General features: G+C 62.2%; 18 protein-coding genes. 10 read left to right on the top strand and 8 right to left on the bottom strand.

What is annotated here, in order from left to right; genetic code table 11:
• Window positions 1-7: 7 nt before the first annotated feature.
• The gene (locus tag I41_RS05670) at window positions 8-1,378 is read left to right on the top strand and encodes an SBBP repeat-containing protein (RefSeq protein ID WP_145431622.1); all 1,371 of its coding nucleotides are present in this window, start codon (window positions 8-10) and stop codon (window positions 1,376-1,378) included.
• A 434-nt stretch (window positions 1,379-1,812) separates the two neighbouring features.
• Here the strand turns inward: I41_RS05670 and recG are convergent, their stop codons facing one another.
• The 5 genes from recG to I41_RS05645 form a co-directional block, all read right to left on the bottom strand.
• Window positions 1,813-3,888: an ATP-dependent DNA helicase RecG gene (gene recG / locus I41_RS05665; protein ID WP_246133811.1), complete on the bottom strand. Its 2,076-nt coding sequence runs from the start codon at window positions 3,886-3,888 to the stop codon at window positions 1,813-1,815.
• 132 nt (window positions 3,889-4,020) lie between these two features.
• Window positions 4,021-4,485: a ribonuclease HI gene (gene rnhA, locus I41_RS05660; RefSeq protein WP_145431620.1), complete on the bottom strand. Its 465-nt coding sequence runs from the start codon at window positions 4,483-4,485 to the stop codon at window positions 4,021-4,023.
• 79 nt (window positions 4,486-4,564) lie between these two features.
• Complete coding sequence (locus I41_RS05655; protein ID WP_145431619.1) at window positions 4,565-6,370, bottom strand: ATP-binding protein; 1,806 nt, start codon at window positions 6,368-6,370, stop codon at window positions 4,565-4,567.
• A gap of 144 nt (window positions 6,371-6,514) precedes the next feature.
• Complete coding sequence (gene priA, locus I41_RS05650) at window positions 6,515-8,824, bottom strand: replication restart helicase PriA (protein WP_145431618.1); 2,310 nt, start codon at window positions 8,822-8,824, stop codon at window positions 6,515-6,517.
• Window positions 8,825-8,878: 54 nt separating this feature from the next.
• Window positions 8,879-11,302: a multiheme c-type cytochrome gene (locus tag I41_RS05645; RefSeq protein ID WP_145431617.1), complete on the bottom strand. Its 2,424-nt coding sequence runs from the start codon at window positions 11,300-11,302 to the stop codon at window positions 8,879-8,881.
• A gap of 423 nt (window positions 11,303-11,725) precedes the next feature.
• Here I41_RS05645 and I41_RS05640 point away from each other — a divergent pair, with 423 nt between their 5' ends.
• The 9 genes from I41_RS05640 (at window position 11,726) to I41_RS05600 (ending at window position 24,765) form a co-directional block, all read left to right on the top strand.
• The gene (locus I41_RS05640) at window positions 11,726-14,296 is read left to right on the top strand and encodes a c-type cytochrome (RefSeq protein ID WP_145431616.1); all 2,571 of its coding nucleotides are present in this window, start codon (window positions 11,726-11,728) and stop codon (window positions 14,294-14,296) included.
• Window positions 14,297-14,491: 195 nt separating this feature from the next.
• Window positions 14,492-15,004 (top strand): TIGR03546 family protein, encoded by a 513-nt coding sequence (locus tag I41_RS05635; protein ID WP_145431615.1) that lies wholly within the window; start codon window positions 14,492-14,494, stop codon window positions 15,002-15,004.
• Complete coding sequence (locus tag I41_RS05630; RefSeq protein WP_168206715.1) at window positions 15,001-16,791, top strand: TIGR03545 family protein; 1,791 nt, start codon at window positions 15,001-15,003, stop codon at window positions 16,789-16,791. Before I41_RS05635 ends, I41_RS05630 begins: the two co-directional genes overlap by 4 nt.
• A gap of 130 nt (window positions 16,792-16,921) precedes the next feature.
• The gene (mch, locus tag I41_RS05625) at window positions 16,922-17,863 is read left to right on the top strand and encodes a methenyltetrahydromethanopterin cyclohydrolase (protein WP_145431613.1); all 942 of its coding nucleotides are present in this window, start codon (window positions 16,922-16,924) and stop codon (window positions 17,861-17,863) included.
• A 30-nt stretch (window positions 17,864-17,893) separates the two neighbouring features.
• Entirely contained in the window at window positions 17,894-18,760 is an 867-nt protein-coding gene (locus I41_RS05620; protein ID WP_145431612.1) for an ATP-grasp domain-containing protein, read from the top strand.
• A gap of 172 nt (window positions 18,761-18,932) precedes the next feature.
• A complete protein-coding gene (locus I41_RS05615) occupies window positions 18,933-20,690 on the top strand; it encodes a fatty acid CoA ligase family protein (protein ID WP_246133810.1) in 1,758 nt (585 codons plus the stop codon).
• A complete protein-coding gene (locus I41_RS05610) occupies window positions 20,678-21,679 on the top strand; it encodes an NAD-dependent epimerase/dehydratase family protein (RefSeq protein WP_145431610.1) in 1,002 nt (333 codons plus the stop codon). The genes I41_RS05615 and I41_RS05610 overlap by 13 nt, the downstream gene beginning before the upstream one ends.
• 305 nt (window positions 21,680-21,984) lie before the next feature.
• Complete coding sequence (aspS, locus tag I41_RS05605) at window positions 21,985-23,757, top strand: aspartate--tRNA ligase (RefSeq protein WP_145431609.1); 1,773 nt, start codon at window positions 21,985-21,987, stop codon at window positions 23,755-23,757.
• Between the two features lie 261 nt (window positions 23,758-24,018).
• Window positions 24,019-24,765, top strand: a complete 747-nt coding sequence (locus I41_RS05600; RefSeq protein WP_145431608.1) for a TlpA family protein disulfide reductase — start codon at window positions 24,019-24,021, stop codon at window positions 24,763-24,765.
• 90 nt (window positions 24,766-24,855) lie between these two features.
• Here the strand turns inward: I41_RS05600 and I41_RS05595 are convergent, their stop codons facing one another.
• The 3 genes from I41_RS05595 to I41_RS05585 all read right to left on the bottom strand — a co-directional run bounded on the left by I41_RS05595 (window position 24,856) and on the right by I41_RS05585 (window position 26,826).
• Complete coding sequence (locus tag I41_RS05595; protein ID WP_145431607.1) at window positions 24,856-25,326, bottom strand: SRPBCC family protein; 471 nt, start codon at window positions 25,324-25,326, stop codon at window positions 24,856-24,858.
• A gap of 47 nt (window positions 25,327-25,373) precedes the next feature.
• Complete coding sequence (locus I41_RS05590) at window positions 25,374-25,787, bottom strand: heavy-metal-associated domain-containing protein (protein WP_168206714.1); 414 nt, start codon at window positions 25,785-25,787, stop codon at window positions 25,374-25,376.
• A 94-nt stretch (window positions 25,788-25,881) separates the two neighbouring features.
• Complete coding sequence (locus I41_RS05585) at window positions 25,882-26,826, bottom strand: hypothetical protein (RefSeq protein WP_145431605.1); 945 nt, start codon at window positions 26,824-26,826, stop codon at window positions 25,882-25,884.
• Between the last annotated feature and the right edge of the window lie 172 nt (window positions 26,827-26,998).

The raw sequence follows: 26,998 nt of genomic DNA, 5'->3' as shown, positions 1-26,998 counted from the left end.
ATTGCTCATGAAGTTGCATAAAACGTCGTTGATCGCGCTCCGCGCGACGGCTTGCCTCGTTGTCGTTGTCGCCAATCAGGCTTTCGCCCAGTACCAACGAGCGTGGACGGCGGACGGTTGGCTCGACAGACAGGACAGCGCTGCTGATATTACGCTCGATGCTGGGGGAAATCCGTATGTCGGCGGAGCGACCCGAGACGTGTATGGCTCGCCGCCTACGTCGTTGTACGAGGGCGGCGTCGCGGCAAAATTCGATCCCGCTGGCAACCGGGAATGGCTGAGTTACGCCTATACGACTCGCGGGCTCGACCACGTCGCCGACGTGGGCGTTGACGCGTCAGGCAATGTGTTCATCGCCGGGGAGACTTATCGCTACTCCGCCGGCGCCGAATCGTTCCTCATCAAATTTTCCAATGGCGGAACGCGGCTCTGGGAGCGTCACTTAGGGACTTCCGACAATGAATTCGGAAAGAGCCTGGCTGTGGACGGATCTGGAAACGCCTATGTCAGCGGATCCACGACGGGAGACCTCACCGGCGCGGGCAAGCACGGCTACGACCCCTTCGTCGCGAAGTACGACCCAAATGGCGTGCTGCTATGGTTGCAGCAATACGCCGATCCCGCGCTCAATTCCTCCCCGGCGTCGATGGCGATTAGCCCGGGCCACGGCATTTATCTAGGGTTCGGCGGAACCATTGACGGCGGGCTGGCGCGGCTTGACGACGCTGGTCAAATCCAGTGGTTTACAAAACCAAATTACTCCTCATCCCCCACGCTGCATACTGACCTCTTTGGGGTCGCTTCCGACGCCGACGGAGACGTTTACGCTGCGGGCATTTCCGATTTCGCCTACGTCAACGGCTTGCCTTTCATCGGAGGAAAGGCCGTCGTCGCCAGACATGATCTGGATGGCACGCTACTCTGGAGCCAGCTCCTTCCGTCCGTCGCGCAAAGTACCGCCAATGACGTTACCCTGGACTCCCAGGGAAACATTTACATTTGCGGGGGAATGAATCGAGTCGTCAACGGAGTAGACGCCGGAGATTATGACGCATTTTGGGCGAAGTTTAGCCCTGCGGGCCAACTATTGTGGTTCGAACATTGGGGAACGGAAGCAACAGAATCCGCCGCGGGGTTGGCGGTCGACGCGGCCGGCCGTGTCTTTGTCGTAGCCACGCAGTTTCGAACGGTTAACACCTATATCAACGCTGACGGCGACGTTTCCGTAATTCGCTTTGACCCCGTTCCCGAACCGGCCAGCCTTTGTCTGGCCGCGACCATGGCTTTCGTCGGGGCGACCGCGACGCGCGCCGTCGCGAAGAGGCGAACCCCGACTTCACGCTGCTACGTGAACAGCAAGGCATTCTTGCAGTCGTGAATCAACGTCGCGGCACCGCGCTTCGGGAGTACCGCACGACGCTCTTGTGCGGGATTTTCGCCGCACCACTACGGAAATTGGCCGCGCCACCTGCTATGTTGCGCTTTTTCCCTGCGCGCCGTCATCTCAACGTCGTCGCAGGCCGCTCTTTGACAATGCAATCCGCACTCTCGCGCGCACTGCACGCGGCACTACCGTTCCGGGTTGCGACTTTTGCGACTTTTGCATGTCTTTCCACAATTTGGAAAAACGCAAAATTCTCGCAACAATCGAACCGCCGAAACGCGGTTTCACTCGGCAATTATCGAGTAAAACGTCGCCGCGAGTGCGACGTTGGCCGCGACTTTTGCGGCACGTTAGTGGGGCCCCCCGCGGCCTGCAGCAAAAGCAAAACCCCTTCGCCAGTGGGGGTGGCCAATAGTAGGGGCTTGACCTCAACCGACGTCGCCGAGCTCCAACGCCTTGCCGTAACGGGTGAGCATCTGCTGTCGCAGCCGGGCGTTGTCAGCGTGCTTCAGCCCAGGATCGGCGGCGACCAGCAGTTGAGCCTCGCGGCGGGCCTCTTCGAGCACATCGCGATCGGTCATGAGGTTCGCGATCCGCAGCGGCGGCATGCCATGCTGCTGCGTGCCGAACAAGTCGCCGGGACCGCGCAACGCGAAGTCGAGCTCCGCCAGCGCAAAGCCGTCGGTCGACTTGGCGAAGGCGTCGAGCCGCTCGCGGGCCGCTTCGTTCGTCTCGCCGAGCAGGATGCCGCAGTACCCGGCCCGGCTGCCGCGACCGACGCGGCCGCGTAGCTGATGCAGCTGTGCGAGCCCGAAGCGATCGGCGCCGACGACGGTCATCACGGAGGCGTTCGGGACGTCGACGCCGACTTCGATGACGGTCGTGCTGATGAGCACCTGCAGTTCGCCGCGGCGAAAGCGTTCCATCACATCCTGTTTTTCGGGGGAAGTCAGCCGTCCGTGCAGCAGACCGACCCGGAACGCCGCGAGTTCGCCGTTGGTGAGCCGTTCAAACGCTTCCGCGACGCTCGGAGCCGCGACGTTCTCCGACTCGTCGACGAGCGGCGCGACGACGAACGCCTGGCGACCTTCGTTGAGGCGTTCGCGAACGAAGTGCCACCACTTCGCCTCCCGGTCCGCTTCGACGAGGTAAGTGTTGATCGGCTGCCGCCCGGCCGGCGCCGACTGGAGCGTCGAGATATCGAGGTCGCCGAACAACGTCATGCTAAGCGTCCGCGGGATGGGCGTCGCCGTCATCACCAGGTAGTGGGGCGCCACGTCTCCCTGCCGCAGCGCCGAGCGTTGCCGCACGCCGAACTTGTGCTGTTCGTCGACGACCACAAGGCCCAGTTCTTTGAACTTTACGTCTTCCTGGACGACGGCGTGGGTGCCGATGACGAGGTTCAGCGACCCGTCCGCCAATCGCCGCAGGACGTCGTCGCGCTCCGACCGGGTGGCGCCGCCAGTCAGCAGCGCCCACTCGACGCGGCTCTCTTCGAGCAGCTTTGCCAACGTCTCCGCGTGCTGGCGAGCGAGAATTTCGGTAGGCGCCATCAGCGCCGCCTGCCGACCGTTCGCCACGCACACAAGCATCGCGTAAAGGGCCACGATCGTCTTGCCGCTGCCGACGTCGCCCTGGAGCAGCCGGTTCATCGGCCGGTCGAGGGCCAGGTCCGCTGAGATCTCCGTGATGGCCTTGGCCTGACTCTCCGTCAGTTCAAACGGCAACAACCGGCGGATCCGAGCGTCGATCCTTGGCGTCGCCGGGAGTTCATACGCCTTCAGCTGCCGCTGCTCGCTCCGACGGATGGAGAGCGCCAGCTGCAATACGAATAGTTCCTGGAACACAAAGCGCCGCCGAGCCCGTTCCAACTCCTCCCGATCAGCCGGCTGATGGATAGCCCGCACTGACTCGACCAGGGGCGTCAACTGGAACCGCTTCAGGAGGGCCGGGGGAAATACCTCCTCCAGCTGATCGGCGAACTCCGTAACGGCCGACTGTTCGATGCGTCGCATGTGATACTGCGACAAACCTTCCGTCAGACTGTAGACCGGCAGCAACTTCGCGTCGATCTTGGCCTCGTCGCTGGCAAGCGTGGTCACTAGCGGGTGCGACATCTCCCACATCAGCCCCTTCAGCTTCGGCGTCGCCGTGAGCAGGACGGTCATTCCCTCACGGAACCGCTCGCGCATGAACGGTTGGTTGTACCAGACGCCCCGCAAGTGCCCCGTGCCGTCGGCAATGAGAACGGCCACGCGGCTTTTGCCAAACCCGCTCGATGTGGCCGCGACTTCCGTGACGACGCCTCGCACGCTCTGCAACTGCCCTTCCTGGAGATTCTCGATCGCACGTTCGTCAGAGAGATCCTGATAGTCTCGCGGGAAGTTGAACAGAAGGTGATTCGCCGTGCGGAGCCCCAGCCGTTCCAGCAGCTGGGCCCGCCCCGGGCCGACGCCGCGAATGAACTCGACCGGCGTCGCCAGCCGACGCTTGACGTCGTCCAACGGGGCAGGGGAGTGCGGCGGGTTCGAAGGCGAATCCATGCCCCGCATATTAACGCATGTACCGCATTATTTTAGCCCCCGGTTCTTCAAACCGGGAGCAGGGACGAACGGAAGAATATGCCCAAATCCGAACTACCGGCCCAACAACTTCCGATACGCCTCAACGGCCATGCCGTCGACGCGATCGTTCTCAACGTGCCCGCTGTGGCCGGCAACGCGGGTGTACTTCACCTGATGAGTCGCCAGCAGTTGATCGAGCCGCTGCCAGAGTTCCGCGTTCTTCAGTTCTGCGAACTTCGTCCCCTCTTTGCGCCGCCAGCCATTGGCCTTCCATTTCGGCATGTATTCGGAGATTCCTTTGCCGACATACACGCTATCGGTGAAGACTTCGACTCGCGTCGGGCGTTTGAGGGCCGACAGTCCCTCAATGACGGCCCGCAGTTCCATGCGGTTGTTGGTGGTTTCGCGCTCGGCGCCCGATCGCTCCAATTCCTTGCCGGTGGCCGGGTGAATCATCAGGAACGCCCACCCGCCGGGACCCGGGTTACCGCTGCAGGCGCCGTCGGTATAGAGGAGAACTTCGGAGGGCTTGGTCATGTGCAGAGCGAAGGTGAATCGGTGCGGATGAAAGCGCGTATGGCCCGGATAGCTTCCCCGCAAAGCGTCAGGCAGTCAATTAAAGGTCGCTGCCGTCCGCATTCGGTCCGCCCACCGCGGCAAGCGGGCTCTCGCTGCGAGACTTGGCGAGTTGCCGCAGCTCGTCCGCCAGCGGCGATTCGATGCGGTTAGGCTCCGCAACGCTCCACGGGAGGATCACCGTGAACTCGCTCCCCTTGCCCAATTCGCTTTCCAGCGTGACGTCGCCGCCGAGCAGCCGGCAGAGTTCGCGAACGATCGATAAACCCAGTCCACTGCCAGAGTACTCCCGCGTCATCGCATTGCCGCCGGCGAGCACATTGGAACCCTGGCGGAACTTCTCGAAGACGGTGACCTGCTCCGAGTCGCTGATGCCGACGCCAGTGTCGGCGACGCTGAGCCGCAAATCGTCGCGCCGATCGCGCCGGGCGGAGACATGGATCCGGCCGCCGTCGGGCGTGAACTTGATGGCATTCGAGAGCAGGTTATTGAGAATCTGCTCGATCTTCCCGCGATCTTGCCGGATCGGCGGCAGGCCGGGAGCGATTTCGCAGTCAAGTTCGATATGCTTTTTTTCGCTGAGCGGGCGGGCCAGATCGCACTGGGTCAGCACGACGGCGCCAATGTCGAACTCGCTGGCCCGCACCTCCATGCGACCACTCTCGATCTTCGCCAGATCGAGAATGTCGTTGATCATGTCGAGCAACTGCCGACCGGAGCGTTCGATATTCGCCGCGTACCGTCGCTGCTTATCATCCAGCGTCTTCACTTTGGCAAGCAAGTCGCTGAACCCCAAAATGCTGTTGAGCGGAGTACGCAGCTCATGACTTACCGTCGCAAGGAAGTCGCTCTTCACTTGATTCATCTCGAAGAGCCGCATATTCACTTGCGCCAGCTCGTCGATCTTGCCGTCGAGTTCGTCGTTCACGCTGCGCAGCTGATCCTGCTGCCGCAGCAGCTGCCGCAGCATCCGGTTGAACGCGGCGCCAAGCTCCTCAAACTCGTCGCCCGTATGAATGACGGCACGCTGCTCGACGTCGCCGCGGCGAATCGCGTCAGCGACTTCGCGGAGGTGTGCCAGCGGTTTGACGATGATGTACCGCACGATCACGTAAAGGGCCGCCATCGCCAGGAAGACGGTGATCACCCCAAGCGTAATCAGCAAGGAGCGGTTTTTCGCTTGGGCGTACTGGGTATCTTTCGTGTCCATCGTCACGCGGAACACGGCCATCAGGTCGCCCTGCTTTAGTTCGGGCAGCACCAGTTCGCTGAGACCTTTCTGCTTGTGACATCCCACGCAGCCATTCTTTGCGAAGACGGGTTGATAGTAGACGTAGGCGCCCCCGCCGCTCGATGGGCTTTCGTGCCACAGCTGATTGTCAGGATCTTCCAGCGACTGTTCGATGCCGGCGTCGTCAAAAGCCCGTTTTGAGCGCATCTCGTCGGCGAAATCGGCCCACTCGCTCATCCACTCCAGTTCGAACTGTTCGTCGGGCCGCTTCGCGTTTGCAGGGTTGTTCGGGTAGCGAGTCTCCCAGGTAATCTGCCGACTGCGAAACAATTCCGCCAACGATTCGTTGGCTTGCTTATCGAGTTCGTCCATCCGCGGCGCGTTCTCGGACATCGGCGTCCCGACGATGTTCTTGTGTGCGTCGAGCATCGCGTAATCTACCAACGCCTTGCCGACAAAGCGGTTCAAGTACTCGTAGACGATCTTGTCGGTCGCTGTGCTGTACCACCAGAAGCTTCCCGAAATGAGCACCAGCAGACAGGTGCCGAACAGGAGCCGGCACTTCCGCTCGAGATTCGTCTCGCCGAGAGCGCGTTTGAAACTGCGATAGCTCATGGCGATGAAACGGTGGTAAGGGATCAGCGGCGGGCGATGACAAACCGGAGGCCGCGTTGCGGCGCTGGCTTCATTGTAGAGCGGGTTTGCGGCAAGGGCCAAGATCAAGCACATCGCCCGCTCTTGCGACGTGGGGCAAGAGCGTTATTGCATGTCCCAAGGGTCGACGTCGGCAATCCAGCGAACCCCGTCGGGCGCTGCGAAGCCCTGGGCTGCGTCCCGAACCGCTTGCTTCAGGGCCGCTCCTTCGGGCCCCTGAATCTGCAAGTGGAAGCGGAACTCGCCTCGCAAACGAGCGATTGGCGCGACCCCGGGACCGATGACGCGCGCGCCCGAAACGCCGTTGCTGGCGACGGCGGCACGCATCCTCTCGCCCAACGCCTGAGCCGTCTCACGGGCCGTCGCCTCCGCTGGGCCGCGGATGATGAGGCGAATCATCGCCCCGAATGGCGGGTAGTGAGCGGCCCGCCGCGTCGCCAGTTCATGATCGGCGAACCGTGCATAGTCGTGGCGCGCCGCCGCGACGATGGCGGGATGTTCCGGGTTCAGTGTTTGCACAAGGACGCGTCCGCCTCGTTTGCCGCGACCGGTACGCCCCGCCACTTGCGCCACCAACTGAAACGTCCGCTCCGCTGCCCGAAAATCCGGCAGATGGAGCGCCGTGTCAGCGTTGATCACGCCCACGAGCGTCACGTTTGGGAAATCGAGTCCTTTGGCGATCATCTGCGTGCCAAGCAGGATGTTAAACTCGCCGCGCTGAAAAGCGGACAACACGTTCTCGTGGCTGCCGCGCTGACGCATCGAGTCGACGTCCATTCGCGCGCACTTGTAATCGGGGAAGCGCGAGCGAACTTCTTCCTCAAGCTTTTGCGTGCCGACCCCGCCGTAGCGGATGGCCGGGGACTTACAGTCGGGGCAAGCGCGTGGCGGCGGCACTTCGTGGTCGCAGTAATGGCAAAGCGCCGTATTGTGCTGTCGGTGATACGTCAGCGCGAGATCGCAGTGGTCGCACTTCAGGACGAATCCGCACGCGGGGCATTGGATATGGGTCGAGAAGCCGCGTCGGTTGAGGAGCAGGATGACTTGTCCGCCGCCGCGCAGGGCTTCAACCATGGCCTGGTGCAGAGGACGCGTGATCGCCCCGTGACCAAAGCGAGTTTGCGCCGGGTCGCGCATATCGATCGTCATCACGTCGGGGAGCGGCAAGTTCATCACTCGCTTGGGCAGCGAGATTTTCTCAAATTCGCCGCGTTGTGCGCGAACCCATGCTTCGAGCGAAGGGGTCGCGCTGCCCAGGATCAGCGGGATATGTTCCGCCTGGGCCCGTTGCCAAGCCACGTCTCGCGCATGATAGCGAGGCGCTTGATCTTGCTTAAAGGTTGTTTCGTGTTCTTCGTCGATTACGATCAGACCGAGATGCGGAGTCGGCGCAAAGATGGCGCTGCGCGCCCCGACGATCACTTCGACCTCTCCGCGGGCGATGCTCTGCCAATGCTGATGACGCTCCGCGTCGGTGAGGTGACTGTGCAGGACCGCCACGCGATCGAACCGGGCCCGAAACCGCCTCACCGTCTGCGGCGTCAAGCTGATCTCGGGCACGAGGACGATGGCTTGGCGTCGAAAGCTAGCCACATGCTCAATTGCCTGGAGATAGACCTCGGTCTTGCCGCTGCCGGTGACTCCGTGGAGGACGATTCCGCTGGCCTTGCCCGCGTCGAGGGCCGATTTAATTCTCCGGAAGGCAGCTTCCTGGTCCGAATTCAATTCCAGCGGCGACTCGCGGCCAATGGCGTCCGCGGACTGGCTGTCGGTGGCGACGCGCATTCTTATAGCTTCGATCAAACCATGCTTGACCAGTCCCTTAATGGGCGCCAAAGAGCAGTCGGCGGCTTCCGCGATCTCGGGCGCGGTCAACGGCCGATTGCTGGCTGCCAGTGTTTCCAATGCCTTCCGCTGTTGGGCGGAGCGCAGCTTCAAAGCGCTGAACTTCGCCAGCGCGCCCGGGATTGCAGTGAAGAAATTCACCTCGCGCGTCCCCGCCATCCCGCGTACGCCTGCGGGAACGACTGCTTCGAGGACCTGCCCCCACGGGCAGAGATAGTAGTCGGCCATCCAGCGCGTGAGCCGGAGCATCGGGGCAGAGAGCAATGCCCGCGAGTCGACGACTTCGGCGACCGTCTTCAAGCGATTGGCTTCGACGCGCTTGACGCCTACTTCAACGCAATACCCGGTGACCGTTCGGTCGCCACGACCAAAGGGGACGCGCACGCGCCGCCCAGGCTCTAAGAACTGCTGCGGCTGCTGGGAGTCAGCCAGCGCTGCGGGCACAAGATAGTCGAATGGCCCTTTCGGCCCGGTCGGCAGGACGACCGAGGCGACGGTGTGCAACTCCGCGGCATCGACTTCCCAGGCCTCGGGCTCAGCGTCGAACAGGCTTTGCTGATTGGTCGGCATGTTCAAGTCGATCCATCGAAATGCGTCTGCCGGAATTCAGCATGCCGCGCGCCATCAGCTTGCTGGAGGGGTCTCGGTCGCCGCTGCCGACGGCGGTGCGGCCTCGGTCGCCGACGGCGAAGCGGTGGCGGCGGGGTCTGGCCCCGTCGGCGGCTCCGGCTCAGCGTCCTCACCGGCAGCGGGCTGCTTCTGAACGTTGATCGTGCCGCCCGCCGCTTCGACCGCCAGACGAACGCGCAGGAAAATTCCCTTCCAATCCTGAGCCTCGGGACGTAGTTGCGCCATTCGCTGGAGCGCCATGACGGCCTGCTCCCAGCGCTGTTGCTTCTCGCAAATCAGCGCCAGCCACAGCCAGTAATCATACTCATTCGGCGCAAGTTCGCACGCCTCGATGAACGCTTGCCGTGCTTCGTCGGGGCGATCGAGTAAGTAGAGCAGGCGGCCCCGCATGTACCGCACGTTGGCGTCAGTCGGCAGCAGCTTGGCGTCGCGCGCCAACAAGTCGGCTTCTTCTTCACGCAGCTTGCGAATCTCCTCGGGAGTCGCCTGCGCCTTTTCCGCGGTCTCCGCTTGGGCGGGGTCAGCGGCTAGTTGATCGAGCAGTTGCGACAACTCCGTCCGCGGACCAGTCAAGTAAGGCTCGATGCGAATCGCCGTGCGCAGCGACTCCACGGCTCCCAATGGGTCGCCAAGTTGGAGGGCGAGGTTACCAAGATTGCGATTCGACTGGGCGCGATCGAGTTGGATGCTCTGACCGTCGCGAAATTCCTTGACGGCCTCCTTGAGGGCGGCGCCATAGGGGCTCGCAGCGAGATCGTCGGCGTCAGCCACCAGTCGGTTCGCCGCCGCCAATCGGACGGCTCGACTGCGGTCTTCCAGCTTGGGGGCGATCTCTTGAACAAGCTTTGCCGAAACATCGTCGTCGGGGGATAAGTCCGCAGCAAATGATCGGACGGCGGAGGCGCGCACCAACGGACTTGGATCGCTTAGCGCTTCCCGCCGCAATCTCGCGCTCTCGACGGTAGGGTAGTGCTGCAAAAGTTCAATCGCCGTCGCGCGAACGATCTCGGAATTCTCCGTACGCTCAATGGCTTCCTTCAGTAATTCAAACCCTGCTGGCTCCGCCTTGCGAGCGAGTGCGAAGGCCTCGGCATAGTGCGGATCGTCCGGTCGCTTCGGACCATACCACTGGACGATGCGGTCGGCCGCCCACTGCGCGCTCTCGTGCGGCTTGGTATGGCAGCGACTACAGACATTCGGCGTGCCGTATTTCGCCGTCAAATCTGGCCGTGGCACGCGAATGCTATGGTCGCGACGCTCATCTATCCCCATGTAGGTCGTGTGGGGCATGTGACAGGTGACGCACTGCGTCTCCGGCGAGCCGGGAGTCGCGTTGGGATGATGATTATGCCCTGCCCCGTCGTACTTCCCTGGCTCATGGCACTGGGCGCATAGACGATTGCCCTCGTACTTTAACTTGAGCGAATGGGGATCGTGGCAGTCGGTGCAGCGCACCCCCTTGTGATACATCTTGCTTTGGGTGAACGAGCCGTATTCATAGACTTCATCGAGAATTTGACCATCGTCGTGATACAACCCCGCATCGAGCAACAGCGGCTGGAACGCATCGAGAAATGAGTCGCCGGGACGATAGTCGGGGTGAATGATGGAACGTCGCGAATGACACGGCGCGCACGTTTCCACTTGACGGGAATTCGGTGCGCCCTTCATCTCATTCGTCAGCCCGTAATGCACATTGCGGTCCCAGAACAGGCCGCGGCGATTGGCGAGTTCAACGTGCAAGCTACCCGGGCCATGACAGGCTTCGCAGCTGACGTCGATTTCGAAGAAGTCCGACTTATAGGCGTTGGTCGCGAGGTCGTAGTTCTTGTGATAGTCGGTTGAATGGCACTCGGCGCACATCGTATTCCAATTCTGCGCCAGCCCAGTCCAGTGAAGCGGATCGTTCGCTTCGATACGCTCTTCCGCGGCGTCTGTCGGCGCCACATAGAACCATTCTTTCTTATCAACGTCCCACGACACCCGCAGCACCTGCACGCGGCCATCGGGGAATTCAACCATATACTGCTGCAGCGGCCTGACGCCAAACGTGTACTTGATTTCGTAGTCGTGATATTGGCCGTCAGGTCCTTCGGCGTTGACCATGAACTTCTTGCCGTCGCGGAAGAACTTCGTCGTTTCGTCAAAGCGGGTGAAGACCGCGTTGTTGAAGTCTCCCAGCACCGTTTCGTCAGTGGCCAGTTCCATCGCGCGGTCGTGGTCGGAACCTTTCCACAACTCGTACTCGGTCTGATGGCAGCCAATGCAGGCGTCGCGGCCGACGTAGCGGGCGTGCTGCAACGCGTCGTTGGGAACCGTACGGTACCAATCAGCGGCGGCCCAGGCCGCGAATGCCGTTAGCGTCAAGCCCAGGCCGATGATGGCGGGGCGGCGCAGAGTTCCGAGATGCCTGGGCATAGATGAGGACTTGCGGCGAGCCACGGGATGCGATGACGTTTCACTCAAGAATGGGTCATGGCTCGAGCGGCGCCCTCCCACTACCTGCCATTCTACCGGTCGGCCTCCGGCAAGCTATTCCACCAACGGAAAGTTCGCCCGTTCTGACCGTCTTAACCCTTACATTTGCCGCTTAGCTCAGACCTCGCCCCGACGCGCTTTCGGCTCGTAGCCCGTGATGTCCCCGACCAAACCAATGTCTACCCGATGCGTACAATCGAATGACGTTGGGCGTGACGAATAGACTGGGAACCGCTGAACGTCGCCGCCGCGATTCCTTCCGCTGGCGCAAGCCGTCATATATGATCGCATCTGTAGAAGATGTCGCCTAAGCTCACAGGCGACTTTGGCGTTTCTTTCAGACCAATTCGTAGAGCTTGATTCATGGCCGCTGCTCGACATTTTTCTTCGCTTCTCCATTTGGCAATTCTGACGGCGCTGGCGGTAGGCGCCGTGACGGGGGCGCCAACGGCACGTGGAGAGGCCGCCGGCAAGATCTCGCTGCCGGCCGGATTCAAGGCTGAGTTGGTCTACGAGGTGCCGGCGGAAACCCAAGGATCGTGGGTCGCCCTCACTCCGGATGACAAGGGTCGCCTGATCGCCTCGGACCAGGACGGATTGCTGTACCGCATCACGCCATCGCCCATCGGGAGCGACCCGTCAAAAACAAAAGTGGAAAAGCTCAACGTGAAGCTGGGAATGGCTCAAGGTTTGTTGTTCCACAAAGGCCAGCTTTACGTCGTGGTGAACGGTCAGATTGGCAGCTTTACTTCCGGCCTGTATCGGCTGACCGATACCAATAAAGACGACCAGTTCGACCGCATTGAACAGCTGCGCGTCTTTGGCGGAGCCGGCGAGCACGGCCCCCATGGAATCGTCCTGGGACCTGATGGCAAGAGTTTGTACGTCGTCTGCGGCAATCACACCGATCCGCCGTTGTTCAGCAGTTCGGCCGTGCCCGTGCGCTGGCAGGAAGATCAACTCTTGCCGCTCATCACCGATCCGAATGGTCACGCCGCAGCGATTCGGGCGCCCGGGGGCTGGTTCGCGAAGATGGACCTCGATGGCGACAACCTCGAGCTTTTTTCGATCGGCTATCGGAATTCGTACGATCTGGCGTTCAACGAGGCGGGGGATCTGTTCACTTTCGACTCCGACATGGAATGGGACATTGGCACGCCTTGGTATCGCCCCACGCGAATTTGCCACGTCACGAGCGGCAGCGAGTTCGGTTGGCGCACCGGCAACAACGTCTGGCCTAGCTACTACATCGATTCCGTACCCGCTGCCGCCGATGCCGGCCCCGGCTCGCCGACCGGCGTGGCTTTTGGCGCCGGAACGAAGTTCCCGGAAAAGTATCAAAAGGCGCTGTTCGCCGCCGACTGGAGCTATGGCAATATCTACGCGGTTCACCTCACCCCGTCTGGATCGTCCTACACCGGCGAGATCGAACGCTTCGCATTCGCGATGCCGTTAGGCGTCACCGACATGGCCGTGTTGCCGCAGGATGGGGCACTCTATTTCGCAGTTGGCGGCCGTAAGAGCGCATCGGCTCTCTACCGGATCGTCTGGACGGGCGAAGGCGTCTCCGCCGATTCGCCGCCACCGGAGGTGATTGCCGTCAACGATCCGCAGCGAATTTTCGGTAGCGGCACGCCACCGCTCCCGCCGGCTGAAGCGCACGCGCTGCGCCGTTCGCTGGAGAAGCTGAATCGCCCCAGCGGTCCCGATGCAATCAAGCAAATCTGGCCTCACCTTGGGAGTTCCGATCGCTTCATCAAGAACGTCGCGCGCACTGCGCTGGAACATCAACCCTTCGCTGAATGGCAGGCAAAGGCGCTCTCCGAAACGAACGTCGACGCGAAGTTGAACGCACTAGCAGCCTATGCCCGCTGCGCTAATTCGAGTCAGCAGGAAGCATGGGTGACGGCGCTCACCTCGATTAACTTCGCCGAATTGTCGCCAGAACAACAACTCGACTACTTGCGCGTCGCCGCGCTCGGCGTCATCCGTTTAGAACCGCTGCAAAGCAAGACTCGCCAAAAGCTGGTGTCGGCTCTGGATGCCTATCTCCCGGCGAAGAATCACTTCGTGAATCGCGACTTGGGCAATCTACTGATTCGCTTGCGGGCGCCTGGCGTTGTCAACCGGCTTATTCCGCTCCTGGAGAACGCCGCGACGCCGGAGGACGCCATCGACTTCGCCGTCAGCCTGAGCGCGGTTCAAGAGGGTTGGACGACCGAATCGCGGGTGAAACTGCTTGATTGGTTCGACCGCGCCGCCCATATCGGCGGGGGCCACTCGTTCTTCGGCTACCTGGTCTCCGCGCGGGATCGATTCATCGCCGGCATCCCGAGCGCCGACCGCGCGCCGATCGCCGAGCGAATTTCGAAGCCGTTGATCGAGCAAACGGCGCAGATTGACGTGCAATCGCGCCCATTGGTCAAGCAGTGGACGCTCGAAGAAGTGACAAAGCTCGTCGAGGACGACAAATCGCCGCGCAACTTTGCGAACGGCCAGAAGATGTTCTCGGCGGCTGGCTGTTACAACTGCCACCGCGTTGCCGGCGCGGGTTCCTCGATCGGACCCGATCTCACCGGCGTTGGCGGACGATTCGGGGCCGGCGATATCTTGCGGTCGGTCATCGATCCTAATCACACCATTTCGGATCAATACCAGCAGATGGTGTTCGAAACGAACGGTCGGACGATCGTCGGCCGCGTCTCCAACATCAGCAATGACGAAATCATGGTGAGCACGAACATGCTCGACCCAAAGAAGACCGAATCAATTCGCCGCAGTGAACTCGACAATCAGCACCCATCGGATGTCTCGATGATGCCGAGCGGACTGTTAAATACGCTCACCGACGACGAGATTCTCGACCTTGTGGCGTTTCTTCGATCTGGCGGCAAGCCGGATCACGAATTCTTCCGCTCCGCCGAAGGGCAGTAGGGCCGCAGGGTCCGTAATTTAGGCTAACTGCTAGCAGTCGCGCCGGCCATCGGCTTTAGTCGCATGGCGGCGCCGGCCGATATCTGCGGATAGCCGGCAGACTTTGCGCTCTTCGTACGCTTTTCCAGCGAGCTGCGAGCCTGGCCTCCCGCCGCCGGCGTCGGGACCGACTCGTCGCCGTTGCAAGCGAACGCAATGCTCACGCTATTTTTGCGGCCCGTCCGCATGCTGTTACAGGCGCTCATCGGCAACGATACGCCCCGACAAACGGCCTGGGGATTCTCCCTCGGCATGATGGTCGGTCTGTTGCCGAAGGGAAATCTCACCGCGATCGCCATCGCGATGGTTCTCTGCTCGCTGCGCGTGAACCGGGCAGCGGGATTCCTCGCCATCGCGATCTTTTCCTATGTCGGAGCCTTCTTCGACGACACGGCACACCGTCTTGGTTCGCTGTTGCTCACGTCGCCGACGCTCCAGCCAATGTTTGCAGCGATCTACGACAAGCCGTTGGGACCGTTCTCCGGCCTCAACAACACTGCGGTCTTGGGGCAGTTGTTCATCGGGCTCTATCTGTTCTACCCGGTCTATCGCGCGGCCCGCGTCACCACGACCTATCTGCGTCCTCGTCTGCAGCACTACCTCATGCGGTACAAACTCGTGCGTTGGATCATGGGGGCTGAAATCGGCGCTCAATGGGGGCTCGAATGATGAGGTTGAAGCGTCCCAAGTTGCCGCCCATCTTCCGCTGGCAGTATGTCGTGCCGCGGCTGGCCGTCGTCGTCGTCGTCGTCTTGACGGTGCGATTCTGTCTCGATCCGGCCATCCGTTGGGCGATCGTCTTCTCCGGCGAATCGGCGATCGGCGCCAAGGTCGAGGTCGCCGACGTGAAGACGTCGCTCCGCGGCGGCGAGCTGACGATCACTGGGCTGGCGGTCGCCAACCCCGGCAAGCCGATGCGCAACATAATCGAGTCATCGCAGATTCGGCTCGAAATCGACGGCGCGCAGCTGCTGCGCAAGCGAGTCGTCGTCCACAACGGCCGGATTGAAGGGCTGAAGTTTGATTCGGAGCGCACCACCTCGGGCGCGTTGGAGAATCTGCCCGACGCAGCCGACGAACCTTCGGCGCTCGACCCCATGTTCGCGGCCGCCCAAGAGACGGCCTCCGGCTGGTTCGACGACCTGACCGGCCGCATGGAGCAAGACCTGCTCGGCTCGCTGGCAACGCCCCAAATGGTCGAGGAACTGAAGCGCCGCTGGCCAGAACAATACAAAGCGTTGAAATCGCGGGCCGACGACCTGCGCGCCAAGTCGAAGCAGATTGAAGTCACCTTCCGCGAGGCGAAGAAGAACCCGCTCCGCGGCATGCAGCAAGTCGAGGAGCTGCGCAAGCAACTGGCCGCAACGGAAGCGGAGCTTCGCACCACGCTGGCCGAAATCAAAGCTCTGCCTGATCAGGCGAAGGCTGACCGCGCCGCCATCGACGTTGCGCGCAAGCAAGACGAACAGTTTCTGCGCGAGCACCTGAAACTCTCCGGCATCGATCCGGACGAGTTGAATCGCTACCTGCTCGGCGAGACGGCCAGCGGCTACTTGGAGCAAAGCGCCTGGTGGATCGACCAGGCGCAGAAATTCATTCCGAAGAACCGCGTCGCCGCGCCGACTCGCTCGCGCGGCGTCAACGTCCTTTTTGCGGGTCGACGCCAACCGGCGATGTTGATCGAACGCGTCGAGCTTGCGGGCGACGCACGGTTCGACGGTCAGGCGATGGCCTTCGCCGGACTGCTGACGGACGTGGCGTCGGAGCCGCAGCTTCACCAGCGGCCGCTGCAACTTTGCATTCGGACCACCGGCGCCGTCGAGGGAGTGCTGACCGTCGAGCTCGATCGTCGCACCGAAATCGCCCACGATTCTTTGGTGATCGATGTGCCGAAGCTCAATCTCGCCCACCGCACGCTCGGGCGCGCCGACAAACTTGCGGTCACCGTGGCGCCGGGCGCGGCGAGCCTGAAGGCTGACATCCGCCTCGATGGCGATCAACTCATCGGCACGATCGAACTCAACCAATCGTCGGCTTTGGCGGCCCAAACGCCTGCCCTTCACGACGACCGGATCGCCGCGGTCATTCAGGAATCGCTTACCGGCGTCGACCGGCTCGAAGCAAAGATCGCCCTCGCGGGGACGCTCAAGCGGCCTTCAATCAAGATCGAATCGAACGTTGGCCCGCAGCTCGCCGCCGGCGTCAGTGGTGCGGTCAAGAAGTACCTTACGGACCGCAAAGACCGGCTAATGGCCAAGGTCCAAGGGCAAGTCGATGAGCAACTCGGCAAGCTCCAAGCCGAAAGGGACAGGGCTCAGCAAGAGCTCACCGCCGCATTGGGCGAGAATCAGCAGCTCGTGACGCAGCTCGCCTCGCTGATGGGAGGCAACGCGCCATTGGAAGTCGACGTGACGAAAATCGGCAAGTCGCTCGATCTGAGCAAATTCAAGCGGTAGGGCGGATTTCTGCCGGCAGGGCGATCAAGTATCATGTGGGGGCGGTGAGCGACTTTTTGTCAGTCGCTCCTCCCCCGCTCGCGGCTTAGCGATAATCCAAGCCCCGCCCGACGCCTGCCGACGCTCTCCAGTGAATCTCAACGCCCGCGCCGCCGCTCTGTGCCGCACCTTGGCCGCTGACGCCGAACGTCTGCGCATTGAACTCCACCTGCAAGACTGCGGCGCCATGGTCGTTGACTGTGGCGTGAAGGCGGTCGGCGGCTTCGATGCCGGTCTGCTGTTGGCGCGTCTTTGCCTTGCCGACTTGGCGACGGTGGAACTGGAACCCGGCGGCGACGGGCTTGGTCCGATCGTCCAGGTTCACACCGATCATCCGCTGCTCGCCTGCATGGCGTCGCAGTACGCCGGGTGGGAAGTGAAGGGCGAAAAGTTCTTCGCGATGGGCTCGGGACCAATGCGCGCCGCGGCGGCGCGCGAGCCGTTGTTTAAGGACCTGAAATATCGCGAGAGCGCCTCGGCTTGCGTCGGCGTGTTGGAGAGCGGCAAGTTGCCGACGGACGAAGTCTGCCGGGACGTGGCGGCGAAATGCGGCATCGCTCCCGCGGAACTGACGCTGCTGGTCGCGCCCACGCGGAGCATCGCCGGCACGCTGCAGGTCGTGGCCCGCAGCGTGGAGACGGCGCTCCATAAGCTGCACGAGTTGAAGTTCGATCTCCACCGCGTCGTCAGCGGTTGGGGCTCGGCGCCGCTGCCGCCGCCGGCGAAGGACGACCTCGCCGCGATCGGTCGGACGAACGACGCCATCCTCTACGGCGGCCACGCCGTGCTTTACGTGCGCGGCGACGACGCATCGCTGCAGGAGATCGGCGCCCTGACGCCCAGTTCGGCGTCGAACGACTACGGTCGGCCGTTCGCGGAAATCTTTGCCGGCTACGACCACGATTTCTACAAGATCGATCCACACCTCTTCAGCCCGGCGGTAGTGACGTTCGTGAACATTGAAACGGGCCATAGCTTCCGCTTCGGTAAGTTCGATCGGCAGGTGCTCGCCGCGTCGTTTGGCATCGCTTAGTCTCCGCCCTTCGCTCCGCACGCGGCCGCCATGGACATCGCCATCCTCGCCGCTCGCGATAACTGGTACTTCCGCGACTTGGCTCGCGCCGGCGGTTCACGGCATCGGTTAACGGCGATCTCGTACAAATCGCTCGGTTCGCACGTCGCTGGCGCTAACCTTTCGATCGACGGCGGCGGCGTTTCGCTCAACTCGCTCGACGCGGTGCTGGTGCGATCGATGCCCCCGGGGAGTTTGGAACAGGTCGTCTTTCGGATGGATGCCCTTGCTCGGATCGAAGCGGCCGGCTTGAGGGTCGTCAACCCGGCGCGAGCGATTGAGGCGGCGGTCGATAAGTTTTTGGCGACTGCGAAGCTGCAAGTGGCGGGGTTATTGGTGCCGCCGACCATCGTTTGCCAGACGGCAGCCGACGGGCTGGCGGCATTTGAGACGCTCGGCGGCGACGTCGTGGTGAAGCCTTTATTCGGCGGCGAGGGGCGCGGCATCACGCGGGTCAGCGACGTCGCCATCGCGCGGCGGGTTTTCTCGTCGCTCGAGCAGATCGGCTCCGTGTTGTACCTCCAGCAGTTCGTCCCGCACGATGGCGTCGACTGGCGGCTGCTGGTCATCGGCGACGAAGTGCTGGGGATGAAGCGGATCAACCCCAACGACTGGCGGACGAACATCAGCCTCGGCGCCCGCCCTGCCCCGCTGGAAGTGACGATCGAGCTCGCCCAACTCGCCCGCCGGGCTGCGGCGGCGGTGGGAGCGACGGTCGCCGGCGTCGATCTGCTGCCCGCCCGCGACGGGCGACTTTATGCGATCGAGGTGAACGCGGTGCCCGGTTGGCGGGCCCTTGGCGAGGTGACCGGCGTTGATGTGGCGGAGCGGGTGTTGGGACTGCTTTCAGACCTCTAGTCAGAAGGTTGGCGGGAACGATTTGTGGGAGGCGTCTCCGACGCCGATGACGCTCACCACTCCAAACCGGCGCGCCCGTGCGACGCGACATCGGGGTCGGAGCCCCCTCCCACAATGATAGCGCCTTACCACGCCTCACTCGCTTCGCCACAATAGGGGGATGGAAGTTGCTTTGCCCGCCCCCCGCACCAATGTCGCCGATCGACTTACGATAATTGCTGCGCAAATGCCCGACGTGGTCGCCATCGCCACGCCTGGCAACGGCGACGTCGCTGGCAAGAATGCTTATGCAACCTGCACCTTCGGGGAACTTGAAGCCGATTCTCAGGCCCTCGCTCGCGGTTTGGTTGATCTTGGCGTCCGTCCCGGCCAACGGCTGGTGCTGCTGGTCAAGCCGGGGATTGAATTCGTCAAACTGGTCTTCGCCCTCCTCCGCACCGGTGCGGTGACGGTGCTCGTCGATCCTGGCATGGGTCGCAAGCATCTGGTGAATTGCCTCGCTGCCGCGGAGCCAGACGGGTTCATCGCGATCAGTCCCGCTCAAGCAGTGCGGACGGTGCTGCGAGGGCGGTTCCCGAAGGCGACGCTGAACGTCACCGTCGGCCGCCGCTGGTTTTGGGGGGGCATGACGTATCGTCAGTTGCTGGCTCGGGGTCGTGGTAGTCATACGAAACTCCCGGACACGAATGCGAACGATGCCGCCGCGATCATCTTCACCTCCGGCAGCACGGGGCCGCCGAAGGGGGTGCTCTACACGCAGCAGATGTTCGATACGCAAGCGGCCGAGATCCAGCGGCAGTACGGCATCGTTCCCGGCGGCGCCGACTTGGCCTGCTTTGCTCTGTTCGGCCTCTTCAACTCGGCGATGGGCGTGACGACAATCTTCCCGCGGATGGATTTCTCGCGCCCCGCGTCGGCTGATCCGATAGAATTGCTCGCGGCCGCGAACGATTGGCAAGTGACGCAGGCCTTCGCCTCGCCAGCCGTGTGGGACCTGCTAAGCCGCCACTGCAAGGCGACCGGCGAACGAATCCCGACGCTGCGAAAAGTGTTTTCCTGCGGCGCGCCCGTACCTGCAACGTTGTTGGAACGAACTCTGTCAATGGTGCATCCTAAAGCCGAGATGCATACCCCGTATGGGGCAACCGAGAGCCTACCGGTGGCAACGATTGAATCCCGCGAGGTCTTAGGCGAAACGGCGGGGCGAACAAGGCTAGGTGCGGGCGTGTGCGTCGGTAGAAAAGTCGACTCTATTGAGTGGCAAATCGTGCGAATCAGCGATGAACCGATCACATCACTTGAGGATGCGGAGCAGTTGCCGAGAGGTGAAATCGGCGAGCTAATCGTGCGCGGGCCGCAAGTCTCCCCGACATATGTTGTCGCAATACAACGCGCCGCGGAGTTAGGAGTTGCAAAACATAATTCATTGAGCAAAATCTGCGACGGCGACGCGATCTGGCATCGCATGGGCGACGTTGGATACTTGGACGAGAGCGGCCGTTTCTGGTACTGCGGGAGAAAAGCTCATCGCGTAGAAACTGCCGAAGGCACGCTGTACACAGAATGCGTCGAAGCAATATTCAACGCTCATCCGGATATCGCCAGAACTGCCTTAGTTGGACTTGGCGAGCGAGGCAAGCAAGTTCCCTGGGTGTTCTTCCAGCAGCATTCGCACTTCACTTGGACGGGAAGTGAACGCGACGAAGACGAAGTTGAGGATGAATTAAAAGAGCTTGGGCAACAGTTCTTACACACGCGATCGCTCAAGTATTTCTCCCAATTCGAACGGATGCCTATGGATGTTCGGCACAATTCAAAAATCCTACGCGAAAATTTAGTGGAATGGGCTGAGGAGATTGAGTTGCTGAAGCTCAGTGGAATCGATCCCAAACAATTGGCTCAACTTCGTAGCTCGGTATGCACGCACTAGTCACCGGCGGCGGCGGATTCCTCGGTCGCTACATCGTCGAGCAACTCCTCGCGCGCGGCGATCGCGTCCGCAGCTTGGGACGCGGCCGCTACCCGGAACTCGAAACCCTCGGCGTCGAAGTCTTCCGCGGCGACATCGCCGATCGCGATGCGGTGAGCAAGGCCTGCCAAAGCGTCGACGCCGTCTTTCACGTCGCGGCGCTCCCCGGCATCGCGATGCAGTGGGCGCCTTACGAGCAAGCCAACATCCGGGGCACTGCGCACGTCATCGCCGGCTGCCGCGCGCAGGGCGTCTCGCGACTCGTCTACACCAGCAGCCCCAGCGTCGTCTTCGCCGGCGTTGATCAATGCGGCGTCAACGAGTCAGCTCCGTATGACTTCGCCTGGATGAAGGCGAACGGCGCCCACTACTCGCATAGCAAGGCGCTGGCCGAGCAGGCGGTGCTGGCGGCGACCGACGCCACGCTACGGACGTGTGCGCTGCGTCCTCATCTCATCTGGGGACCGCGTGACAACCATCTCATTCCGCGATTGATTGCGCGAGCCCGCGCTGGCCGGCTGCGACGCGTCGGCGACGGGACGAATCGGGTCGACACGATCTACGTCGAAAACGCCGCCGTCGCCCACCTGCAGGCCGCCGACGCGCTGCTCGACGCCTCGTCGTCGGTTGCGGGCCGGGCCTACTTCCTCAGTCAGAACGAGCCGGCAAATTGTTGGGAGTGGATCGACGAAATCCTCGAGCTCGTCAAGTTGCCGCCCGTGCGGAAAACAATCTCGCGCCGCAACGCGGAACGCGCCGGCGCTCTCCTGGAGAACATTTACCGACTCCTCTCGCTAAGCGGCGAGCCGCCGATGACGCGATTTCTCGCCGCTCAACTGGCGACGTCGCACTGGTTTGATCTCTCCGCCTCGCGCCGAGATTTCGGCTACGCCCCAGCCTTCTCGACGGCCGAAGGGATGCAGCGACTTGGAGCTTGGCTGCGGTCTTGAAGTTATCTCACGCAAAGGCACAAAGGAAATGCGAGAAATTTGGCGGACTATTTCTCGTACCGTCTTCTTTGCGCCTTCTCGCCTTTGCGTGAAAATCAGTCTGCAAACGCCCGCCATCCATGGTCCGGAACGCCCCCAGACGCCCTCGTTTCGGCCCTCGCCCCCTCGTTCGCCTTTGCGCTCTTCCCCCCGCCAACTAGAATTGCGAACTTCCCCCGAGCGGGCGGGCTCCTGGTAGAGCGCCGCCGGCCTGGGCAGTGGTTTCCGGGGGCTTCCCCCTTCAATAGATTCTCGAGGCAAGACGCGTGCTACGGACTCACACCTGCGGCGAACTGGGCGAATTGAACGTCGGACAAGTGGCCACGCTCTGTGGGTGGGTCGACTCGTACCGCGACCACGGCGGCGGGCTGTTCGTTGACCTGCGCGACCGTTACGGGCTGACTCAGGTGGTATTCAATCCGCCCGACACAGCGCCCGGCGTCATCGACCTGAGCAAAACAGTGCGGTCCGAGTTCGTACTCAAGGTGACGGGCGTCGTCGCCCTGCGGCCGGACGGGATGGCGAACCCGAAGTTAGCGACGGGGAAGATCGAACTGCGGGTGACGGCGCTCGAAGTTCTCAACAAGAGCCTCACGCCGCCGGTGTCGCCGAACGCCCACGCACAGGATTTGCCGGGCGAGGACCTACGGCTGAAGCATCGCTACCTCGACCTACGTCGGCCGGAGTTGCAGAAAGTTCTCATCATGCGCGACCGCATGGTGAAGGGGATGCGCGATTACTTTGCCGATCACCACTTCATCGACGTCGAAACCCCCTGCCTCGGCCGCAGCACTCCCGAAGGGGCTCGCGACTATCTGGTGCCGAGCCGCGTCCATCATGGTGCGTTTTACGCGCTGCCGCAATCGCCGCAGCTGTACAAGCAGATTCTGATGATCGCCGGCTACGACCGTTACGTTCAGGTGGCGCGCTGCTTCCGCGACGAAGATTTGCGGGCCGACCGGCAGCCGGAGTTCACGCAGCTCGACGTCGAGATGTCGTTCGTCGACAGCGACGACGTGATGGGCATTATCGACGGACTCGCCGCGAAGCTGGCCAAGGAAGAGCTTGGCATTGAGTTGACGTTGCCGCTCCCGCGCATGACATACGACGAAGCGATGGAGCGATTCGGCCACGACGCGCCTGACCTACGCTTCGGCGTCGAGATCGTCGATCTGTCGGACCTGGCGCCGCAGAGCGAGTTTGGCGTCTTCAAGGCTGTCGTCGAAAGCGGCGGCAAGGTGCGGGCCATCAACGTGCCGAAGGGGGGCGAGCATTATTCTCGCCGCGGCATCGACGCGCTCACCGAATTCGTGAAGGGCTTTGGCGCTAAGGGGCTCGCCTGGTTCAAGTGCGAGGAGGACGGCAAGCTCAATTCGACAATCGCCAAATTCTTCTCGCCCGAGCTTTTGGCGAAATTTGCTCAGCGGCTCGGCTCGAAGCCAGGCGATCTGGTGCTCTTTTCGGCAGACAACTGGGAAGCGACCTGCAAGGTGCTGCACGCCCTGCGAACCAAGGTTGGCCGCGAGATGCAGCTCTACGACCCGCAGGCGATGCACTTCTCATGGGTGGTCGAATTTCCGATGTTTGCCAAAGACGAAGAATCGGGCCATTGGGCCGCGATGCACCATCCTTTCACGGCGCCGCTCGATGAGCACGTGTCGCTCTTGGATAACGACCCCGGTAAGATGCGCGCAAAAGCGTACGACCTGGTGATCAACGGCAGCGAAGCTGGCGGCGGCACGATTCGTATTCACGACTCTGAGGTGCAGTCGAAGGTCTTCGCGTTGTTGGGCATTGATGACGCGACGCAGCAGGAGCGGTTCGGGTTTTTGCTCGACGCCCTCCAATATGGCGCGCCGCCGCATGGGGGCATTGCGCTGGGAATCGACCGCTGGATCATGTTGTTCGGGCGACTGGAGAGCATTCGCGATTGCATTGCGTTCCCCAAAACGCAGAAGGCGTCGGATCTGATGACCGACGCGCCGGGTCGGGTCGATGCGCGGCAATTGCGGGATTTGGCGATTAAGTTGGTGGAGTAGAAGTTCATCAAAGCCATTGTCTCCGCCAATGGACATCGTGTGATTGGGGCCGATGATAGCTCGTCCACCGGCAGAGCCGGCGGCTTGGGTCATGGATAGTTTGCCATCACTACCCCCGCCAGCGTTACATCCTCGCATACAGCGGGCGCACGCCCCTCAAATTCGCTAGGCAAACCGGCCAGCCGCTATCGACGGTGGTTGACCCTCTACGCGCCCAGCGGAGAATGAGGGGCGTTGCTTCAAGGCGCGGAGGATCGAATCATGGATCGAACTGGTTGGATCAATCGTCTGGCACTGGCCATCATTGGCGGCGGGGGCGTAGCTCCGTTCATCGCGGCTTGCAGCGAGCCCGCGACGGGGGCCGCCGCGACAGTTGTGGCGGAAGAGTCGAGCGAGCGAAAAGCTCAGTCGGCCGGCGACGCCGGAATTCCCGCCGACAGCCCTGTAGCGCCGAGGAGTGAGTTGGCGAAGACGCCGGCCAAGCCGCTCGCACGGACGGCCGCCAAGCCGGTGACTGAAACCTATTCCGCGAGCGTGCCGCCGGTCTTGCTGGCAGCTGATCACGCCCAACTCTGCAAGATCAACGTCGGCGACGCATTCCCTGCAATCGCGCTGCCGAAAGTTGGCGGCGGAAATGCAAAGGTCGCCGACTTCGCCGGGAAGAAAGCGACGGTGGTGTTGTTCTGGGGACCCGATCGTTGGATGGCAGAGGGAGCGCTGATTGATCTCGGCCTCGAGGCCGCGGCCTTCGGCGGCAAGGGCGTCGGGTTCGTGGGCATCGCCGAGGGCCCTGCGAATGAGAAATCCGACGGTCTAATCAAGTCTGCCGGCGCTGTCCTGACGCAGCTGGCGGACGTCGACGGCGCGGCGCTCGCTCAGGTGGGCGAGCGGTCGTTGCCGCGCGTGTATGTGCTCGACTCGGCCGGGAAGGTCGCGTGGTTTGACATCGAGTACAGCGAAGCGACGCGACGCGAATTGCGGCAGACGCTGGCGGAGTTAACGAAGTAGCGATGTCTACAGCCCCGGGCTCCGCCCCGGGGTCGGTCTGCAGCGCACAACCGCTTAGCTAGCCGCGCGATCCCCCGGCGGAGCCGGGGGCTAGAAGAAGATGTCGCGCAGCGCCTGCTGCCGATACGCAAAGATCTTCCGCACATCGCGACCGACGAGCAGCCAGTTTACCAATCGGCCGCCAGGGACGCCGTAGTGAACCTCGTCGACCATGCGGGTGCCGCCTTCGCACGCTTCGAACGTGTGCTCATGCCGCCAGAACTTGTAGGGGCCGCGGCGCTGCTCGTCGACGAAGCGGCGCTGCGGCTCCCAGGCTGTGATCTCCGTCTGCCAGTGGACCGGAACGCCCCTGATGCGGAGCCAGTAGTCGATGAGCAGTCCCTGGCGCATGACAATTGGCGCCGGAGTCAACACGCGGAGCCGAACGAGGGGCGGCGTGATCCGCTCGAGGTTCATCGCATCGGCGAAGAAGGGGAAGACTTCGTCGAGGGGGCGCGGGACGATGCAGGCAGTGCGCAATAACCAGCCGCGCGGGGCTCGCTCGATGGTGATGTCGTTCATTGGGAGGCGGCCAGTCACAGGTCCACGCAATGGGGCGTTGCCTGTGTTTACGACTTCTCTCCCGTTGCGGATTCAGTCGATTTGACCGGCTCCTTCGACTTCTCGTCGGCAACATAGGTCCCTTCAGGACCGATGAGTTTGACGGGCTCGAAGCCGGCCGCCTGAACGGCCTTCCAGGCGGAGCTCACGTCCACCACCTTTTTCGATTGCGGCGTCACGATCGCGACGTGCTGCTTGACATTCGTGCGAACCTTCATCACTCCTTTAACGCGGAAGAGCTTGCCGGAGATTTTCTTCGCACAGGTGGCGCAGTGCATGTCGCCGACGTAGATGGCTGTTTCGTGTGGGGCGAGTTTGATTTCGGCGGCAACGGCGGGCGTCTTCTCAGCGGCAGGAGCCAGTTGGAGGGTCGTGCAGAGAAACGCGAGCGAGAACGCAACGCCTATAAAGGAACGAACCATATTGAATTTCTGTTGTGAGTTGAGTGAGTTTTGGGAACGGCGAATCGAGCCGGGGGAAGGATTCTTCGCTTCGCTCAGAATGACAATGGACGCACTAGCGACGGACGTAGAGCCCCGTCGCATCCACGGTGATCATCCCGTTGGCAGCCGCCTTCGCCTTGCCTTTGACGACGACCGTTTCTTTTTCCTTTAGTTCGAACAACTCACGAGAGTCGACGGCCAGCGGTTTGCCTTTCTCGTCAGCGAATTGAACGACCGCGATCGCATGCGCCGCGTCGCCAGCGTGCGCGGCGCAGAAGGCGCATTCTTCGCCAGGTGCGTGCGTGTGGGCATGCTCTTCGGCCTCGGCAGCGACTTCGGGGTCGACCAGGAAGAAGATCGCCTGGCCTTTGGCGAATGGGAAGTCCGGCGTTGATTGATCCGAAGGGTTCGGCACGCCGCCGACGGATCCGACCAGAACCACGTCGAGTTCTTCCACAAGCGGCGACTTTGTCTCGTGAGCGTGGTCGTGATCGGCATGGTCATGGTCATCGCCCTCGTGGGCGTGATCGTGCTCTTCAGCCGCATGATCTGCCTTGCCGTCCCCATCGTGATCGTGATCGTGTTCTTCCCCTTCTTCGTGGGCAGCGTCGTGCTCCTCAGCGGCATGGTCCGACTTGCCGTCGCCGTCATGGTCGTGATCGGCTTCGCCTTCGGCCGCATGGTCGTGATCTTCCGCCGCATGGTCGGCAGCGCCGTCGCCGTCATGATCATGGTCCGCCCCTTCCGTAGCTTCTTCTTCAGCAGGGTGATCTTCCGGGGCGTGATCAGCGACGCCGTCGCCGTCGTGATCGTGCGGCACGCCTGTTTCAGCCGGGGCCCCGAACATCACCTCGCGCACTTCCAGGACCGTCTGGGCGCCATCCGGTTCCTCCCCCAGCAGCAGGGCGGTGCGGTGCTTGGCGACCACGGCGGGGTCGAGAGCCGGCTTGCTGCAGCCGCTGACGCCCAACAGCGTGAGGCCAGGGAGGGCAAGCAACACAAAAAAGCGACGAATCATGAAAATCTCGGCAAGTTAGGAGGGTTGCGGACGAATCTCCCGCAGACACGGCGCGGCCGTGGCTTTCGCTACGCAGATGGCGGCGGCGGGGTTCGAAGCTGCATTGTCGGATTTTTGGCCCGATCCGCCAAGATCGCTCAATGCGCCGCGAAATCCTAGGTAGCAGGAGTTC

The sequence above is a fragment of the Lacipirellula limnantheis genome, assembly GCF_007746075.1.
In the GTDB taxonomy this organism is placed as follows: Bacteria; Planctomycetota; Planctomycetia; order Pirellulales; family Lacipirellulaceae; genus Lacipirellula; species Lacipirellula limnantheis.
Note: the sequence above shows the minus strand (reverse complement) of the source record. Positions and strands in the feature narration are given on the sequence as shown.

Excerpts from the sequence above, each read along its gene's own strand:
- I41_RS05645 (WP_145431617.1), bottom strand. The coding sequence starts at position 11,302 with ATGCCCAGGCATCTCGGAACTCTGCGCCGCCCCGCCATCATCGGCCTG.
- I41_RS05585 (WP_145431605.1), bottom strand. The coding sequence starts at position 26,826 with ATGATTCGTCGCTTTTTTGTGTTGCTTGCCCTCCCTGGCCTCACGCTG.
- I41_RS05590 (WP_168206714.1), bottom strand. The coding sequence starts at position 25,787 with ATGGTTCGTTCCTTTATAGGCGTTGCGTTCTCGCTCGCGTTTCTCTGC.
- I41_RS05620 (WP_145431612.1), top strand. The coding sequence starts at position 17,894 with ATGGACATCGCCATCCTCGCCGCTCGCGATAACTGGTACTTCCGCGAC.
- I41_RS05600 (WP_145431608.1), top strand. The coding sequence starts at position 24,019 with ATGGATCGAACTGGTTGGATCAATCGTCTGGCACTGGCCATCATTGGC.
- I41_RS05595 (WP_145431607.1), bottom strand. The coding sequence starts at position 25,326 with ATGAACGACATCACCATCGAGCGAGCCCCGCGCGGCTGGTTATTGCGC.
- rnhA (WP_145431620.1), bottom strand. The coding sequence starts at position 4,485 with ATGACCAAGCCCTCCGAAGTTCTCCTCTATACCGACGGCGCCTGCAGC.
- I41_RS05670 (WP_145431622.1), top strand. The coding sequence starts at position 8 with ATGAAGTTGCATAAAACGTCGTTGATCGCGCTCCGCGCGACGGCTTGC.
- I41_RS05610 (WP_145431610.1), top strand. The coding sequence starts at position 20,678 with ATGCACGCACTAGTCACCGGCGGCGGCGGATTCCTCGGTCGCTACATC.
- I41_RS05630 (WP_168206715.1), top strand. The coding sequence starts at position 15,001 with ATGATGAGGTTGAAGCGTCCCAAGTTGCCGCCCATCTTCCGCTGGCAG.
- I41_RS05655 (WP_145431619.1), bottom strand. The coding sequence starts at position 6,370 with ATGAGCTATCGCAGTTTCAAACGCGCTCTCGGCGAGACGAATCTCGAG.
- priA (WP_145431618.1), bottom strand. The coding sequence starts at position 8,824 with ATGCCGACCAATCAGCAAAGCCTGTTCGACGCTGAGCCCGAGGCCTGG.
- I41_RS05635 (WP_145431615.1), top strand. The coding sequence starts at position 14,492 with ATGCTCACGCTATTTTTGCGGCCCGTCCGCATGCTGTTACAGGCGCTC.
- I41_RS05640 (WP_145431616.1), top strand. The coding sequence starts at position 11,726 with ATGGCCGCTGCTCGACATTTTTCTTCGCTTCTCCATTTGGCAATTCTG.